Below are 16,010 nucleotides of genomic sequence, written 5' to 3' on the forward strand. Positions count from 1 at the left end.
AAATAAAGCGTTCAGGAAATGTCTTCTTTAGTACGGGGTTGTTTTATTTGTTCTATTAACGATGCTGTATTTATTGTTTGACGTGCTGTCTGTTTTGCTGATATTTGTTTTTATTGACGGTTTTAATCATTTCCGTTTTGAAACTGTAAGAGAATGAATAACAGGAACCCGTAATGCATCAGAATAGCGCCATTATCAGCTATCTCCAGGCGAATAACATTCTTGCCAAAAAACTCGATCGCGCCGTTTCAGCCGTCAGAAAAGAAGTAGTGGAACAGGTAAAAAGCGCAGGGTTGGGGGCAACCCGTGCCCTGAATTATATCTCCTGCTTTACCGAGGAATATAATGATGTTTGCAAGAAGCAGGGGTGGGAGGATGCTCGTTTCTTTAATGGGGTCGTCCGATTGCTGCGCCGCGAAGATATTGTTGGTGAGATGCTCAGGATCTATTTTGATGAAGTCTTCAGGCACAGAACAAACGAACAGTTAGAGCATATCAAGCAAGGACTGATGGCGGTAAACGTGCATATTGCTTCCAGTTCTCTTACGAACGCAGGTTTTGCTCTCGCCACTGCCATTTTAGTCAAGGGAGGATTAAATCTCAGCATGCAACTCAGCGTCCTCCAAGGTAAAAGGGTTGGCACTGCCATTTTTTTCTCTACGCTTTACAGCGTACTTCAGAAAGCGGCCGATAGCGCCCATAGATTACATATCCAGTTTCCAGCCTATTACTCAGCCTTATACAGGCATGAACTGGAAATGATGTATTTTGTCATTGAACCGGTACTTCAGAATGCAGGAGCCACTCAGGGGCAATGGGCCTCTGATTCAGAAATTGTAGATATCATTCGCAGAATGGTCCGGTAATTATGCTGAGATTTATTAAATGGGTATTGTGCTCACTCGGTTGGTCATTGGTCTGGATGTATGCTCCATCATTTTTAATTATCGTCTATGCTTTGCTTCAGGTGTGTTTTTTTCCAAATGCTCCACTTTGGCTGATAGGTATCGTTGCTTTGCTGGCAATAATTATTGTGCCAAAGTACACTAAATGAAAATTAAAATAATAAAGTGCATCTTAAAGTTTTTGTTCTCGCCATTGCTGCACATTTGGCAGGAAATGTATCTTGTCATTCCAGCCATTATATTCATGTTGGTTCAGGAGCATTTCATTCCACATGGACCAATGTGGAATGTAGGTCTTGTTTTCCTGCTCACCTTGGCGGTTAGCATCTGGCTCGATTACAGAAAATTCAAGAAGTGAACAAATAACATTTACCCTTAACGCTCATCAATAAGGAATCACTATGTCCGCACCGGCCCATTTATGGCTTGAGGATGAAAATGGATCACCGATTGTCGGCAGTTGTATAATGCCTCTGCGAGCCGGTTCCATTGAATTAAAATCCTTCTCCCATGGCGTCACTATTCCTGTCGATCCTCAGTGGGGCAAACTGACCGGCACGCGCGTTCATTGCCCAATTGTTGTCGTGAAAGAGTTCGACCGGACCACGCCGATTCTCTATCGTGCTGTTTGTCAGGGACGTCCGTTCAAAAAGGCGATTATCAGGATGTACCGTATTCTGGAATCAGGTATTGAGGTGGAGTATTTCAGTATTGAACTGGAAAACGTCAAGCTGACAACGGTATCGCCGCTGCTGACGCCTGGCGGCCAGAGCAGCACGCATCTTGAAACGCTTGAGCTCCGCTATGAAGCGATTACCTGGAAATACACGGAAGGGAATATCCTCTATCGCGATTCGTGGAACGATCGCTGCTGTGCCTGAAAATGCGCAAAAAAAACGGCTGAATGATTCAGCCGCTCGAGTTTTTACCGATCCTTCCGCCACGCGTCTGCCGTCAACGCTTCGCCAAAATGCCCGGCAATTAAGCGTTTGGTCAGGTCGTGGAGCGGGGAGGAGAGCACGTCGGCGGTGCTGCCGCGCTCGACCACTTCCCCCTGGTGCATCACCAGCACCTGGTCGCTGATGTGCTTCATCATCCCCAGATGCTGCGTGACGTAAATATACGAAATGCCCTGTTTTTCCTGGAGCTCCAGCATCAGGTTAATCAGCTGCGAGCGCATCGACATATCCAGCGAGGCCAGCGCCTCGTCGCAGACGATCACCTTCGGGCGCAGAATCAGCGCACGGGCAAGGCCAAGACGCTGCTTTTGCCCTGGCGCGAGCATATGCGGATAGTAGCTGACATGATCGGGCAGCAGACCGACAAGGCGCAGCGTGTCAATAATCTGCTTTTGCCGTTCCTCTGGCTCCAGATCGGTATTCAGGCGCAGCGGAAAATCCAGAATCTGCGAGATACGCTGACGCGGGTTGAGCGACGTCGACGGGTCCTGAAAAATCATGCGGATACGCTGGCTGCGAAACGAGTAGTCGCCAAAGGCCAGCGGATGATCGTCAATCAGCAGCTCGCCGGTTGTGGGTTCGATCATACCCGCCAGCATTTTGGCCAGCGTCGATTTTCCGGAGCCGTTCTCGCCGATGATCGCCAGAGTCTGCTTTTCACGTAATGTGAAGCTCAGCGGTTTAACCGCCTCAACCGTCTGGCGATGGAACAACCCGGTGCGATAGCGAAAGGTTTTACTCAGGTTGCGGACTTCGAGCAGGGTCTCGACCATGTCACTCTTTCTCCATGTTCAGCGGGAAATGACAGGCAAACAGGTGGTTCTTCGCCCCGGTCAGCCGCGGTCGTTCAATGCATTTGCGCTGGGCGTAAGGGCAGCGCGGCCCCAGACGGCAGCCAATCGGCAGCGACTCCAGCAGTGGGATCGCGCCCGGCAGGGTGTTCAGGCGGCTTTTATGCGGCATTGAACGGCCAAAGTCCGGCATCGCGCGAATCAGCGCCTGAGTATAAGGATGATGCGGCGTGCTGACCAGGTCTTCGCTCAGCGCGCTTTCCACGGTTTGTCCGCAGTACATCACGTTAATTTTATCGGCCCACTGGCTCAGCATTTGCAGGTCATGGCTGATCAGCAAAATAGTGGTGTTGTTGTTCTGGTTGAGCCTTGCGAGCAGGCGAAAGATCTGTGCCTGGGTCGTCGGCTCCATGGCGTTGGTCGGCTCATCGGCGATCAGCAGGCGTGGCTGGTTGGCGAGCGCGATGGCAATCATCACCTTCTGGCACTCGCCGTCTGTCAGCTCATAAGGAAAGCTGCGCATCGCATCTTTGTGATCCTTAATGCCGACGCGGTGCAGCAGCTCAATAGCGCGACGCTTGCGCCAGCCGAAGCGCTGCCACCAGCGGCCTTTATAGGTCCAGCCGGGAATGTTTTGCATCAGCTGTTTGCCGATGCGTTCCGACGGGTCGAGACACGACTGCGGCTCCTGGAAAATCATCGACACATTGTGGCCGACAAGTCTGCGTCGCTCGCGGCTCGACAGGCGCAGCAGGTCGATGTCGTCAAAGCGCATGCGGTCGGCGGTAACTCGCCAGTTGTCTTTGGTGACGCCGCAAATGGCTTTGGCGATCAGGCTTTTTCCCGAGCCGGACTCACCGACGAGCCCGCGAACTTCCCCTTCTGCGAGGGTCATACTGACGCGATCGACGGCTTTCACCCAGCCTTCGCTGGTGCGGAATTCGATGGTCAGGTTACGGATATCCAGTAACGGCATTATTGCACCCCCGCATTGATGGCGCGGCGAATGCCGTCGCCCAGCAGGTTAACCAGCAGTACGCTTATCATGATGGCGGCACCCGGCAGCATCACCGTCCACGGCGCCACATAAATCAGTTCCAGCGCATCGCCGAGCATCGCGCCCCATTCCGGGGAAGGAAGCTGCGCGCCGAGATCGAGAAAACCGAGTGCAGCAATGTCCAGAATCGCCATCGACAGGGCTCGGGTGATCTCCGTCACCAGCCCGGCGGCGATGTTTGGCAGCACCGCGAACCACAGAATATTGAGCGTGGTGGCGCCGTCCAGACGTGCGGCAACGACGTAATCCTTCTCTAATTCGTCATGCACCATGCTGTAGACCGAGCGCACCATGCGCGGCAGCAGTGCCAGCCAGACGGCGAACATTGCGTGCAGCAGATGCGGCCCGGAGAAGGCGACGACGATGATCGCCAGCAGCAGCGACGGAATCGAGAGCAGGGTGTCGAGAATGTGATTCAATATTGCTGAACGCAGGCCACGAGTGGAGCCGGCAAAAGCGCCCAGCGCCAGGCCGAACAGCGTTGCGCCAAGCGTGACGACAAAAGCGCCGCCAACGGTGGGTGCCGCACCGCTCAGCAGGCGGCTCAGCACGTCTCGGCCGAGGTCGTCGGTGCCGAGGAAGAACGACACTTCGCCGTAGCGCGACCACGAAGGCGGCAGCAGCTGATAACCGAGGAACTGCTGATCGAGGCCGTAAGGCGCGAACCAGCCGCCGAAAACGCACAGCACGGCCAGGCCAATGCAGCCGTACAGGCCGATCATCGCGGTGGTATCGCCGTAGAATTTACGCCACACGGTGCGCAGCACGCCGGGCGGGCGCTTCTCCAGATAGACGCTATCGTAAGGCATACCATTCCTTATGTTTCAGCGGGTTAGCCATGGCACCCAATATGTCAGAAATCACGTTCACAATGATCACCAGCGCGCCAATGACCATGACGCCTGCGGAAATCGCCGCGTAGTCCTGCTGGCGAATGGCGTTGATCATCCAGCGGCCGAGGCCCGGCCAGCTGAACACCATTTCGGTGATCATGGCGAGCGTCAGCATGGTGGAAAACTGTAGCCCAAGACGCGGGATCACCGGCGGCAGGGCGTTATGCAGCACGTGGCGGCGCAGAATCGTCAGGCGCGACACCCCGCGTGTAGCCGCAGCTTTAACATAGTTGGTGTCGTACACGTCGATGGTGCTCAGGCGCATCAGGCGTACAACTTCGGTGGTTGGTGCAACGGCGAGCGTCAGCACCGGCAAAATCATGTGGCGCACGGCGCTCACGATCATCTCATCCCGCCACGGTGAATCGGAAATCCAGGCGTCGATCAACGCAAAGCCAGTGACGTTTTTCACTTCATACAGCAGGTCGAAGCGCCCGGAGACCGGCAGCCAGCCGAGCGTCAGCGAGAAGAACAGCGTCAGTAAAAGCGCCAGCCAGAAGACCGGAATGGAGAAGCCGAGCAGGGCGAAGGCGCTGATGACGTTATCCTGCCATTTGTTGCGCATGATCCCGGCCAGCATGCCGACGGGAATGCCGACCAACAGCGCAAAGCCAAAGGCCAGAATGCACAGCTCCATGGTTGCCGGGAAAACCTCTTTCAGCTGTTCGGAAATCAGCTGCCCGTTAATGCTCGATACCCCGAAATCCCAGTGCAGCAGGCCTTTAAACCAGAACAGCCAGGCGTTCCAGAGTGAGGCACCCTGCAGCGGTGCGTGCGGCGTGAAGTAGCTCAGGCTGAAGCCAACGAAGGTCAGCAGGAACAGCGTCACCAGCAGTAAAAGCAGACGGCGAAGGGTAAAAATAATCATGGTTTTTTCACCTCTTCCTCTTTCTCACGGGACACGCCCGCGAACGACGCATTGCCGAACGGGCTCAGTACCAGACCTTTGATGTCATAGCGGTAGGCCTGAAGCCGCAGCGAAGAGGCCAGCGGCAGCACCGGCAGCTCTTTCGCGAGGATCTGCTGCGCTTCGTCATAGGCGTCGATGCGCGAGGCCAACTGCTGCGACGAGAGCGCATTTCGCAGCACTTCGTCAAACTCACGGTTACACCAGTGCGCAAAGTTGGTCTGCGAACCGATCGCCGCGCAGCTCAGCAGCGGGCGGAAGAAGCTGTCCGGATCGTTACTGTCCGTCGCCCAGCCGGTAAGGGTCAGGTCGTGATTCATGTCCATCAGGCGCGCCTCCTGGAAACGGCCCTCCACCGGCACGATGATCACCTTGACGCCGACCTGCGCCATGTCCGCCTGAATCAGCTCGGCGGTTTTCAGCGGGCTTGGGTTCCATGCCTGAGAGGTAGTGGGCACCCACAGGCGCAGGGTCATGTTTTCCAGCCCAAGGGCCTTCAGCTGTTGGCGCGATTTCGCCGGGTTATATTCGGTAATTTTAGCTTCATTATCGTAGGCCCACGATGCGCGCGGCAGAATCGACGCGGCGGTTTCGGCGGTGCCGTAATAAATGGACTGCATCAGGCGCTCGTTGTTGATCGACAGCGCCAGCGCGTGGCGAACGGCCGGGTTGTTCAGCGGCGGCTTGTCGGTGTTGAACGCCAGATAGGCGATGTTCATGCCAGGACGCAGCGTCAGGCGCAGGCGTGGGTCATCACGCAGAATGGAGAGCTGGCTGGCGGCAGGCCAGGCAAGCACGTCGCATTCGCCGGTCAGCAGCTTTGACAGGCGCCCGGTACCGCCGGAGCCCAAATCAACCACCACCTGCGGCATCAGCGGCTTGCCGCGCCAGAAGTTCGGGTGGCGCTGTAAGCGGATATATTGCCCGGTGCGATATTCATCCAGTTGATAAGGCCCGGTGCCGACCGGCTGGCGGTCGAGCTGTTCCTGACGATCGATTTTAGTGAGATTCGCCGCGTATTCGGCGGACATCACGGAGGCGTAGTGCGTCGCCAGGTGCCAGAGAAACGAGGCGTCCGGGCGTTTCAGACGAAATTCAACGGTGCGGTTATCGAGCTTGCGCACGCTCTCCACGCTGTCGGCAAACTGCAGACTGTCGAAATAGGGGAAGTTTGGCCCGTTGACGTTATGCCACGGATGGCTGCGGTTAAAGATGCGCTGGAAGGTGAACACGACGTCGTCGGCGTTGAGCGTCCGGGTGGGGGTAAACCAGGCGGTTTTCTGGAACTGCACGCCGTTGCGTAAATGGAAGCGGTAGGTTGCGCCGTTGTCCAGCACTTCCCAGCTCTCCGCCAGTTCCGGTACAAGCCGGTAAGTATACGGGTCCACGTCGAGCAGACGATCGTAAATCTGCGCCGCAAGGGTGTCGACGATCAGGCCGCTACCTGCCTTTTGCGGGTTAAAGGTATTGACCTGGCCGCTGACGCAGTAGACAAAACCGCTGTCGCGGATGTCGGCTTTTGGCGCCAGCGCAGGTGGCGTCACCGCCATCGCATTGCCGCACAGGCATCCCAGGAGTGCCAGTAAAGAGGAGAATTTCAGGCGCATATCTTCTTCAAATTTCAGACCGATCTGCAAAGTGTATCGCACTTAAGGCGGCGTCGTACAAACTTCGCGACTGACCGCTGTAAAAGTCGTCAATTCAGTGGGGGTAAGGGGGAGGCTTGCCCGGCGGCATTGGGCTTACGCGGGCCTGATGTTTTGTTGGTGGGATAAGCGAAGGCGCCACCCGGCAATTTCCCTCGGTTCCGATGTGGGATATATTGGGCGCACTTTCCTCAACCTTCTTTATTACAGGTAATATTTACCATGGCTCTGATCCCTAAAAACTATGCGCGGCTGGAAAGCGGCTACCGCGAAAAAGCCCTCAAAATTTATCCCTGGGTTTGCGGACGCTGCTCGCGAGAGTTTGTTTATTCGAACCTGCGTGAACTCACCGTGCACCATATCGACCACGATCATACCAACAACCCGGAAGACGGCAGCAACTGGGAGCTGTTGTGCCTGTATTGTCACGATCACGAGCACTCGAAATACACGGAGGCCGATCAGTACGGCACGCGAGTCGTCGCCGGGGAAGACGCGCAGAATGACGTTGAAGCCGCGACTTACAACCCGTTTGCTGATTTAAAGTCGATGCTCAATAAGAAGAAGTGAGTTTTGATAAAAGCAGCCCAGGGATACCGGGCTGCTGAATACATTAACGGGTTTCATCGAACTGCAGCAGACGCCCCGTATTGCCCAGGACCATTAGCGTACTCAAATTATGCAGCAACGCGGCAACCAGCGCGCCTGCGCCACCCAGCCAGCCGAGCGCCGCTGCGGTGACGATCGCGAGGGTCCAGCCAAGACCAATGAACACATTCACCATCAGGGTTCTTCGGCATTTGCGACTGAGCCTGATTGCCGAAGCGATACGTCGCAGGTCGCTGCCTGTCAGCACCACGTCTGCGGAAACCAGCGCGATATCCGCCCCGTTTGCCCCCATCGCCATGCCAACGGCCCCGGCCTTTAATGCTAAAGCATCATTGATGCCATCCCCCACGACCAGCGGTCTCCAGCCTTCGTTCACCGCTTTTTGCACTTCCTGCAACTTGGTGGCGGGGAGGGCCTGAGCGACAATTTCCTGAATGCCCAGTTCGCCGGCGACGCTTTGCGCGGCCGGAAGGCGATCTCCGGTAAGCAGCAGGTGCTTATCAATGCCCAATTGCTTTAATGCCTGGAGCGCTTCAGGGGCTTCAGGGCGCAGCGTGTCGGCCAGCAGCAGCCAGCCCAGGAACTGTCCCTGGTGCGCAACACCCACCATCGGCCCCTGATGATCCGGCTGTGGCAACATTGTGACGCCATGCTCCGTAAACAGATCGGCTCGCCCAAGCAGAGCGGTTCCTTTTTCGGTTTGCGCCACAATGCCTAAGCCCTGCTTCTCCTGCACGTCCAGTACCGGCAGACGGTTATCTGCACTTACATATTCAGCGAGGGCGTGGCTGACAGGGTGACTGCTGGTCGCTCCCAGAGTTGCCGCAAGCTGTACAACATCGTCATAGTCGGAACCCTGCGCCAGAACTGCATCAACCAGCTTCAGTCGACCTTGCGTCAACGTGCCCGTTTTATCGACGATCAGCGCATCGACATCTGCCAGCTCCTCAAGAAACGCCGCGTTGCGGATCAGTATGCCGTGGCGAGCCGCAACCGCAATGCCCGCCATAGCCGTTGCTGGTGCGGAAAGGACCAGCGCACAGGGGCAGGCGGCAACCAGCACCGCCAGCATTGCCTGGCTATCGTAGGTAAAAAACCAGGTGCTGGCGGCGATTAACAGCACCAGTACCAGATAGTGTGAGGCATAGCGTTCGAGTAAGCGCGTAATGGGCGGTTTTGCCTGTTCGGCATCCTTCATCAGAGCGATGACTTTTCCGAGCGTGGAGCGATCGCCGGTGTACATTACCTCCATGCGCAGCAGCCCGTTGAGGTTGATGGCGCCGCCAAAAATAAGCGATCCTGGCCCGGCTTCCTGCGGAACCGACTCCCCGGTGATGGAAGCCACATCCAGGCTGGCATAGCCGCTCAAAATTTTACCGTCTGCCGGGACATTATCCCCGGCGCGGATTTCCACAATGTCGCCTTGTCGGATCATGGCGCTGTCGACCGATTCGAATGAGCCATCTTCGCAGATACGTCGCGTTGTGCTGCGGGTCAGCTTCGTCAGTCCGGCAATGGCTTGACGTGTTCCCATGACGCTGCGCTCCTCAAGGATATGGCCGAAAATCATGAGCACCGGCAGCAGGGCGGCGGTGATCAAGTCTCCCAAAGCCCACGCGCCAAGCATTGCCAGTACAATCAATAAATCGGTCACGCCGTGCAGGTCCGGATGACGAAGGCTGTACAGACCTGCCCGAAAAACAGGCATAGCGACAATGAACCAGGCAACGCCCGCGAGCAGATCGCTAATTGCGGTTTGTTCAGGGGCCAGCGACCGCCAAAGCAAACTGAGCAAAATCAGACCGATAGTTGTCATAGCCAGGGCCAGTTGCACGGTCATCCGCCGTTGCTCCTCGGGCGTCAGAAGCGCCTGGCTAAAGTTGGGATGAATATGACCGTGGCTGCATTGATGGCTCATCGCAGATCTCCAAATACATCAGACAGAGTGGTGGAGGCGCTTGATGCTGGCGTCGTGGCTGAAGATGACGCAGAAGAACCGCCTGAAGTATTGCCAGCGGATTCACCTGAGCGGCCAGATGCTGGTAGACGGGCTCCCTCATCCTCAGGCCCTGAAAGCACGAGACGACTTTGAGTCTCAGGCGTAACGGTTAACACCTGTCCGGCATGGGAGAAGATGGTTGAAATCCGATCGCGCCAAATGCGTGACAGCATGCCGGGATCGCTACCTGTGGCGCGTACCTGAGCGAGTTTGGTCATGGACTTTGTCACCACTTCGGCGTGCGCGAGCATTTCCCGGTTGTCAGCTTCCGCCTGCTGAATCACCCGATCGGCCTGCTGCCGGGCTTTTTGTAAACGGATCGTCGCGTCATTGCGGGCCTGCGCGACGCTTTGCTCCGCGCGCTGGCTGGCTGTCAGAACGGCATTAAAAGCGTCCACCGCGTTGTCCGGCAGGGACGAAGAGACATCGATGCGCTCGATGGTTATGCCCGGATCGTTATCGCTGCCTTTCAGCGCTTGCAAATCCTGCATCATCACCTGGCGCAAATCGCTGCGTAATCGTGAACGCTCCTGCGCGGCACGACTGTCATCCTTTAGCGTTTCAGGGCGGGCGACCAGGATGGTATCCAGGTCGCGTCCTGCGCTAACCAGCGTCGCGGCGCGTTGCGCCAGCCTGTCCAGCAGTGGACCAATGTGCTGCTCCTGGAGCACATACTGGAGAGGAGAACTGATGCGGTAATACACCTGCATATTAAGCTGGACGACACCGGAATCGCCCGTCAGTAAATAACCCGCCCCGGCTCCGGCATCGCTGGTGTATTGATCGCCAGTCAGTTGCTTGAGTTGTTCATGTCGCTGCAGCGGCAGAACATCGTGCTGCATGATACGGGCCGGGCCCGGGATGATTTCAACGCGATCCACCGGTTTGGGCCAGGCAAACAGCATGCCCGAGCTTTCGACCGTTACGGGTTTGCCGAAACGAAAAATAATGGCCTGAGTATCGGGCGTCACCTGGTGAAAACTGGAAAAGATCCACGACACTGCGGCCAGCACGGTGGTGGCATACAAGCTAAAAAAGGCAATCCGGTAAGACTGTCCCCACGGGCTCATGCTTGAGGCTTGCTTTTTCATGGATTCGCCTTTTGCCCGTCAGCCGGTTTTTGCACCAGGGCATTGAACGGCGCGGCATCAGTACTCAACACAATGTGGGTGCTTTTATTCACCACGTCGTTAAGCGTGTCGAGGGAGCGCAGCAGGTTGTAGAGCTGAGGGTCCAGCGCATAGGCTTTGGCGTAGATAGCGGCGGAGTCCTGTTGCGCCTGAGCCGTGATGGCGGCCGCTTTTACTGAGGCATCCGCTTCGATAATGCGGGCTTCTTTATCGGCTGTGGAATGGATTTCTGCCGCCATTCGGTTTCCTTCCGCCGTCCGTTCAGTCGCGATGGTTTCACGTTCTGCCCGCATTCGATCAACCGTTGCATTAAGGGTAACGGCGGGCAGCGTCAGTCGCTCAATGCCGACATCAATCAGCTCAATGCCATAGCTGCTGAGAAGCTGAGCTTTTAGCTGATTTTTGATCTGCTGCTCCAACTGCGGAATTTTTACCTTTCTGGCGTCCGTATTGACTATCTCGGACAGCGCATAGTTGCTGGTTGTCGTCTCGAGGGAAGAGCCGATGAAGGTCCGAATCTGGCGTGCGGCCTCTTCTGGCTGGTTCTGCACCGCGCGAATAAAGCGCAGCACGTGAGTCTGTTCAGGGCTGACCTTCCAGATAGCCCAGGCCTGAACGATGACCCGCAACCCATCACGCGTTCCTACATCCTGTAAGCCACTTGAGGTTGAGCGGGTGCGTAAATCGACATCGACTGGCGTTTCAAAAGGCGCCGGAAGACGCCAGGCAAGCCCCGGGGAGAGTAAAACCCGAACCGGGCTACCAAAACGGGTCATGATAGTGGCGCTCCCGGCGTGCACCTGAACAAGGCATGCGGTCAGCAACGCCAGTACCACCAGCAGGGCGGCGATGCTGTAACGCAGCCAGCGACGTGAAGAGTGTGAAACGTGCTTCCGTGCGGCGACAGGATTGAAACCCACCTTGCTGTTTTCTGCAGAGGGGGAAAGAGTACGGATTTTCATTCTCAGCGAACCTTATTTATGCAGCACTATCGTGCGGGCTGGGAAAATTGACGTAAATCGAGCACGGGCTCATGGCCTTCAGCCACCTGGCTATCGAGAATGAAGAGCGGCGTTCTGGACAGCGCTTTGCTGTATGTCTGATAGCGGCGTTCATTAAGGTAAGCCTCCGGATTCATTTTCCAGGCATTATGCTCTGCGCTGTAGCGCGTCAGGGCGACATTGGCCTGCGCCATACGTTCACCTGCCGACGCCTCGGCTGCATTGATAGCCGTGGTTGCGTTACGCTGCGCTTCTTGCCCCTGCGATGCGGCGTAGCCTCTCTCTTTCGTCATCTGAGTGCTGGCGGCAATTTGGGCGGCCTGTACGCCGTGATAGGCATTTGCCGCACCGGCCGGAGGGTGGATAGATTCAACACGGGTATAGAGCAGTTCAACGCCGGAATGGAGTTGGTCCAGACGTTGCTGGATGGCGGTATTCATCGCCGCAGACATCGACGCGCGTTGCTCATTCAACAGGGCATCCAGCTGCTGATGCGCGAAATATTGCGTCAGAACCTGACGGGCAATGCGCTGGATAGTGGTGGGCAAATCATCGGTCTGGTAGAGGCTGTTCATGGCGTCTTTGTCCCGCAACCCCACGCGCCAGATGAGGCGAATATCCATATTGACTATCTGGAAGCTCTGTTTATCGCCAAGGGCGCTGGCGATAACCTGTGCCTGGTCGGTGATATGGGTATTATCCCACAGACGCCAGCTTTCCTGCGGTGCCGGGCCCTCAATGGTATCGGGGATGAGGGCATTTGCGCTTGCTTCGGGGGCTTTTTCGCTCAGCTGAAGCTCATGCACGGTGCCAAAATCAACGGGGATGACCCGCCCAAAAGGCCAGGGAAGGCCGATATGTAAACCTGGTGGCAGCACGGCAACAGGACGCCCAAAGCGTTCGTAAACCCCGCGCTGAGCAGGAGAGACTTCTTGCAGTCCGCTGACCAGCCAGCCCGTCAGGGCAATGCCCAGAAAAACCGGTAAAAATAGCTGTCCTATTAGCCTGAATGCCTGAATCCTTCCAATGTCCACGCCAAAATGCTGAACGATCTTTTTCCGCAGCGCCAGTAAAGGATGTAGCGGCCAGCGATACTGTTCAGCAATCAGGCTTTGGGTCAGAAAGGGCGGTTTTTCGTCAGGGGCGGGTAACGTGCAGGCGGCAGCCAGCGTCCGGAGAAGAAACTCAAGGGCAAGCAGAAACACGATTATGCTTGCGACCTGGACTATCCAGAGCGCGATCGCAAGTGAAAACGCGGAGACCGCAAAAGCGGCGGCTATCAGCAAGCCAATGCTGAGCATGGTGCGAATCAAACCAATAATCGCGGCCTGCTGCGGCCAGGTTTTTATACGCCGGAAGCTGAGGGTTCGTTCACAGACCAGCAGGGCGAAGCAGCCCACCAGAAGTACTGCGCCGGCCGGGATCATACCGCTGTCCAGCGGCGTAAAAACATTGTCGGTGGTGAAATTTTTGCTGACAAGCGAGAGGGCAATAAGGGCGCAGATAGCGGTTATCCCCAGGTGAATAATATGGGGTTCCCATTGCGCGAGAAGCGTATCCAGCCTGATAAGCCAGTCCGGTTTTTTCTTTCTTTTATTTTCTGCTGCCTCTTCGCCGTGCTCTGGCTCCCAGGGGGGCGGGAATGAAGACGCCCGCAGCGCATTTTCTGCCACCGCGAACGTTAACAATCCTGAGGCCAGCAGAGGCCGGATAAGAACCATCCAGCCGCTTTGCTCATCAAATAATTCGAGCATGAAAAACAGAATAGCGAAGGCGCCTAATACCATCCCAACGATGGCCCGACACCATAATAATCGCGAGCGCAAACGGCTGTCCTGGGGCGGAACGGTATTCTGAGGAGAAGGCTCCATGAAAGCTCCTGATTAACAATATAAAAACGAAACGCGTCATTTCGCTCAGGGATAAAAAGGGACTATCCACAACGCACGCGGCTTAACGGATGCCTGAAAGGATCCTGCACATTCTACGAATGGTTTTTGCTTATCCCCGGGTACACGAGCCTGCCATTGTGTTTTTTGTCACTTTGGGTGAGCGTGCAGGGGAGCCAACGGGTGTGGGGCGTTATGGTATAACGTAACTTAGGGTTTTGGCCTGATTTCTTCAACCCTTTTCTTATCCCGGAAAAGTTTGGTAACACAGTGTGTTCGCACCTGTCCGGAAGGCGTGTTTCCGGGCGCGATCTGTATCAGGATGGCATCGACGTTGTAATACGCAGGCAAACGATCGTGGCGGGCAGAAAAGGGAAGGCGTTCTGACCAGAACAAAAGCGATTCTCAGCCAGAAACGCTTCTGTTCTTCATTGATATGGGGTGAAGTACGACGAACTGTGCGGATCCGCCTGGTTATGTTTTATTCACGCGACAAGATCCCGCTATGGCTGGATTTCGCGTTTTTCCGCCCATTTCAGCATCGCATCCAGAGCCGGGCACAGGGCCTGTCCCCATTCCGTGAGGCGATATTCCACCTTAGGTGGCACCTGGGGATAAACCTGCCGTGACACGATCCCGTCGGCCTCGAGCTGCCGCAGCTGCTGTGCGAGCATTTTCTGCGAAATCGTCGGGATCAGTTTTTCGAAATCTGAATAGCGCTGTACTTTTCCATCGAAGAGATGAAAAAGGAGGATTAATTTCCAGCGGCCTTCCAGCAAACGAATGACCTGCTCCACGCCGCTTGCGGCGGATTCCGGACTGTATAACTTACTCATTGTTCAGCCACTCACTTTTTTGTGCGTACTTGTCAATTTCACAGTCTATGTCGAAAATGCGGGTACTGTAAATCAAGGGAGGTAAAGGCCATGTCATTAGTTCTACCGAATGCTGTTTCTGCCTGGTTTGCCATTGATAAGAGGGGCGATCTTACCGGCATCAGACGCTGGTTTACTGCCGATGCGATTGTGATCGATGAAGGTAAAACGCATCAGGGACATGCGGCTATTGAAGCATGGCTGCGTTCAGTGCAGTCATCGTTTGACTATAGCGTCGAACCGATTGATGTCCACGCCGACGGTAGCCGGTTTACGGTCACCGCCAACCTTGTCGGGAATTTTCCCGGTAGCCCTGTCGTACTCAGGTACGTGTTTGGCTTGACTGGCGACAGAATTAACACGCTGGAGATTGCATGATGTCATCAGATACCGATTTTCAGGGCAAGCGCGTGCTGGTTACCGCAGGAACCAAAGGCGTCGGTAAAGCGGTTGTCGGGCTGTTCAAACAGCGGGGCGCGAAGGTGTTAACGACCGCCCGCCACGCGCCGGAGGAAGCGGTCGCTGACGCCTTCGTGGCGGCGGACCTGACCACTATCACCGGATGTGCCGCCGTTGCGGAAGCCGTGCAGGCGCATCTTGGCGGCGTCGACATTATCATTCACGTGGCGGGCGGATCTGGCTCACCGGCCGGTGGTTTTGCGGCGCTGGGCGAGACGGAGTGGCAGCAGGAGCTTAACCTTAATCTGTTACCAGCGGTACGTCTGGATCGCGCGCTGCTGCCGGGGATGTTAGCGCAGGGCCACGGAGCGATCGTCCACGTCACCTCTATCCAGCGTGAACTGCCGTTACCGGAGTCGACTACCGGCTACGCAGCGGCCAAGGCGGCGCTGTCTGCTTACAGCAAAAGCTTGTCAAAAGAGGTCTCGCCGAAAGGCATTCGGGTGGTTCGTGTTGCGCCAGGTTGGATCGAAACTGAAGCGTCGGTGGCGCTGGCTGAGCGGCTGGCAGAGCAAGCGGGCACGGATTATGAAGGCGGGAAGCAGATCATCATGAATGCGCTCGGTGGTATTCCGTTGGGCCGTCCGTCAAAGCCCATTGAAGTGGCGAATCTCATTGTTTTCCTCGCGTCGTCTCATGCGGCCGCCATTACCGGTACTGAATTTGTGATAGATGGCGGCACCATTCCAACCGTGTAACGGTGGGCTCGATCGGCACATTATCTGAACCGGTTAAGCTTGCTTCTGGCTGACTATTGGTGATGCATGATGTCTGCTCCTGAACGGCAGCAGGCTGGCATAAAATCCGGACGTTAAGCATTTTCCAACACATCCCCTCGTCTCCCTGTGCCATGCTCGGTTATCACTTAAAAGCATTCGGGCTGAGGCGAG

The 16,010-nt window shown here is 56.0% G+C and carries 15 protein-coding genes; 5 read left to right on the forward strand and 10 right to left on the reverse strand.

Going from position 1 to position 16,010, the window contains the following annotated elements:
* Positions 1 to 173: 173 nt before the first annotated feature.
* Complete coding sequence (locus tag RTU33_RS08550; RefSeq protein ID WP_312626658.1) at positions 174 to 866, forward strand: hypothetical protein; 693 nt, start codon at positions 174 to 176, stop codon at positions 864 to 866.
* A gap of 440 nt (positions 867 to 1,306) precedes the next feature.
* Complete coding sequence (locus RTU33_RS08555) at positions 1,307 to 1,786, forward strand: type VI secretion system tube protein Hcp (protein WP_312626660.1); 480 nt, start codon at positions 1,307 to 1,309, stop codon at positions 1,784 to 1,786.
* A gap of 44 nt (positions 1,787 to 1,830) precedes the next feature.
* Here RTU33_RS08555 and sapF read toward each other — a convergent pair whose 3' ends face one another.
* From sapF to sapA, 5 genes are read right to left on the reverse strand one after another with little or no spacing between them, the layout of a single operon-like run.
* Positions 1,831 to 2,637, reverse strand: a complete 807-nt coding sequence (gene sapF, locus RTU33_RS08560) for a putrescine export ABC transporter ATP-binding protein SapF (RefSeq protein WP_312626662.1) — start codon at positions 2,635 to 2,637, stop codon at positions 1,831 to 1,833.
* Position 2,638: 1 nt separating this feature from the next.
* Entirely contained in the window at positions 2,639 to 3,631 is a 993-nt protein-coding gene (gene sapD, locus RTU33_RS08565; RefSeq protein WP_312626663.1) for a putrescine export ABC transporter ATP-binding protein SapD, read from the reverse strand.
* Positions 3,631 to 4,521, reverse strand: a complete 891-nt coding sequence (gene sapC, locus RTU33_RS08570; protein ID WP_312626664.1) for a putrescine export ABC transporter permease SapC — start codon at positions 4,519 to 4,521, stop codon at positions 3,631 to 3,633. Before sapC ends, sapD begins: the two co-directional genes overlap by 1 nt.
* Positions 4,508 to 5,473, reverse strand: coding sequence for a putrescine export ABC transporter permease SapB (gene sapB / locus RTU33_RS08575; RefSeq protein WP_312626665.1), 966 nt, complete (start codon positions 5,471 to 5,473; stop codon positions 4,508 to 4,510). The genes sapC and sapB overlap by 14 nt, the downstream gene beginning before the upstream one ends.
* A complete protein-coding gene (sapA, locus tag RTU33_RS08580; RefSeq protein WP_312626772.1) occupies positions 5,470 to 7,119 on the reverse strand; it encodes an ABC transporter substrate-binding protein SapA in 1,650 nt (549 codons plus the stop codon). The genes sapB and sapA overlap by 4 nt, the downstream gene beginning before the upstream one ends.
* Positions 7,120 to 7,380: 261 nt before the next feature.
* On the opposite strand from sapA, the gene yajD reads away from it, so the two are divergent.
* Complete coding sequence (gene yajD, locus RTU33_RS08585; protein ID WP_312626666.1) at positions 7,381 to 7,728, forward strand: HNH nuclease YajD; 348 nt, start codon at positions 7,381 to 7,383, stop codon at positions 7,726 to 7,728.
* A 43-nt stretch (positions 7,729 to 7,771) separates the two neighbouring features.
* Here yajD and RTU33_RS08590 read toward each other — a convergent pair whose 3' ends face one another.
* The 5 genes from RTU33_RS08590 to RTU33_RS08610 form a co-directional block, all read right to left on the reverse strand.
* Complete coding sequence (locus tag RTU33_RS08590; protein WP_409438236.1) at positions 7,772 to 9,685, reverse strand: heavy metal translocating P-type ATPase; 1,914 nt, start codon at positions 9,683 to 9,685, stop codon at positions 7,772 to 7,774.
* The gene (locus RTU33_RS08595) at positions 9,682 to 10,857 is read right to left on the reverse strand and encodes a protease modulator HflK (RefSeq protein ID WP_312626667.1); all 1,176 of its coding nucleotides are present in this window, start codon (positions 10,855 to 10,857) and stop codon (positions 9,682 to 9,684) included. Before RTU33_RS08595 ends, RTU33_RS08590 begins: the two co-directional genes overlap by 4 nt.
* Positions 10,854 to 11,858, reverse strand: a complete 1,005-nt coding sequence (locus RTU33_RS08600) for a protease modulator HflC (RefSeq protein ID WP_312626668.1) — start codon at positions 11,856 to 11,858, stop codon at positions 10,854 to 10,856. The genes RTU33_RS08595 and RTU33_RS08600 overlap by 4 nt, the downstream gene beginning before the upstream one ends.
* Before the next feature lie 26 nt (positions 11,859 to 11,884).
* Positions 11,885 to 13,768, reverse strand: coding sequence for a protease modulator HflK (locus tag RTU33_RS08605; protein WP_312626669.1), 1,884 nt, complete (start codon positions 13,766 to 13,768; stop codon positions 11,885 to 11,887).
* A gap of 521 nt (positions 13,769 to 14,289) precedes the next feature.
* The gene (locus RTU33_RS08610; RefSeq protein WP_312626670.1) at positions 14,290 to 14,622 is read right to left on the reverse strand and encodes a winged helix-turn-helix transcriptional regulator; all 333 of its coding nucleotides are present in this window, start codon (positions 14,620 to 14,622) and stop codon (positions 14,290 to 14,292) included.
* Positions 14,623 to 14,712: 90 nt separating this feature from the next.
* On the opposite strand from RTU33_RS08610, the gene RTU33_RS08615 reads away from it, so the two are divergent.
* Entirely contained in the window at positions 14,713 to 15,039 is a 327-nt protein-coding gene (locus tag RTU33_RS08615; protein WP_312626671.1) for a nuclear transport factor 2 family protein, read from the forward strand.
* The gene (locus RTU33_RS08620) at positions 15,039 to 15,818 is read left to right on the forward strand and encodes an SDR family oxidoreductase (RefSeq protein WP_312626774.1); all 780 of its coding nucleotides are present in this window, start codon (positions 15,039 to 15,041) and stop codon (positions 15,816 to 15,818) included. The genes RTU33_RS08615 and RTU33_RS08620 overlap by 1 nt, the downstream gene beginning before the upstream one ends.
* Positions 15,819 to 16,010 lie beyond the last annotated feature (192 nt).

Source organism: Scandinavium sp., from assembly GCF_032012665.1.
In the GTDB taxonomy this organism is placed as follows: domain Bacteria; phylum Pseudomonadota; class Gammaproteobacteria; order Enterobacterales; family Enterobacteriaceae; genus Scandinavium.

Excerpts from the sequence above, each read along its gene's own strand:
- yajD (WP_312626666.1), top strand. The coding sequence starts at position 7,381 with ATGGCTCTGATCCCTAAAAACTATGCGCGGCTGGAAAGCGGCTACCGC.
- RTU33_RS08550 (WP_312626658.1), top strand. The coding sequence starts at position 174 with ATGCATCAGAATAGCGCCATTATCAGCTATCTCCAGGCGAATAACATT.
- sapB (WP_312626665.1), bottom strand. The coding sequence starts at position 5,473 with ATGATTATTTTTACCCTTCGCCGTCTGCTTTTACTGCTGGTGACGCTG.
- RTU33_RS08600 (WP_312626668.1), bottom strand. The coding sequence starts at position 11,858 with ATGAAAATCCGTACTCTTTCCCCCTCTGCAGAAAACAGCAAGGTGGGT.
- RTU33_RS08605 (WP_312626669.1), bottom strand. The coding sequence starts at position 13,768 with ATGGAGCCTTCTCCTCAGAATACCGTTCCGCCCCAGGACAGCCGTTTG.
- sapF (WP_312626662.1), bottom strand. The coding sequence starts at position 2,637 with ATGGTCGAGACCCTGCTCGAAGTCCGCAACCTGAGTAAAACCTTTCGC.
- RTU33_RS08595 (WP_312626667.1), bottom strand. The coding sequence starts at position 10,857 with ATGAAAAAGCAAGCCTCAAGCATGAGCCCGTGGGGACAGTCTTACCGG.
- RTU33_RS08555 (WP_312626660.1), top strand. The coding sequence starts at position 1,307 with ATGTCCGCACCGGCCCATTTATGGCTTGAGGATGAAAATGGATCACCG.
- sapD (WP_312626663.1), bottom strand. The coding sequence starts at position 3,631 with ATGCCGTTACTGGATATCCGTAACCTGACCATCGAATTCCGCACCAGC.
- RTU33_RS08620 (WP_312626774.1), top strand. The coding sequence starts at position 15,039 with ATGTCATCAGATACCGATTTTCAGGGCAAGCGCGTGCTGGTTACCGCA.
- RTU33_RS08615 (WP_312626671.1), top strand. The coding sequence starts at position 14,713 with ATGTCATTAGTTCTACCGAATGCTGTTTCTGCCTGGTTTGCCATTGAT.
- sapA (WP_312626772.1), bottom strand. The coding sequence starts at position 7,119 with ATGCGCCTGAAATTCTCCTCTTTACTGGCACTCCTGGGATGCCTGTGC.
- sapC (WP_312626664.1), bottom strand. The coding sequence starts at position 4,521 with ATGCCTTACGATAGCGTCTATCTGGAGAAGCGCCCGCCCGGCGTGCTG.
- RTU33_RS08610 (WP_312626670.1), bottom strand. The coding sequence starts at position 14,622 with ATGAGTAAGTTATACAGTCCGGAATCCGCCGCAAGCGGCGTGGAGCAG.
- RTU33_RS08590 (WP_409438236.1), bottom strand. The coding sequence starts at position 9,685 with ATGAGCCATCAATGCAGCCACGGTCATATTCATCCCAACTTTAGCCAG.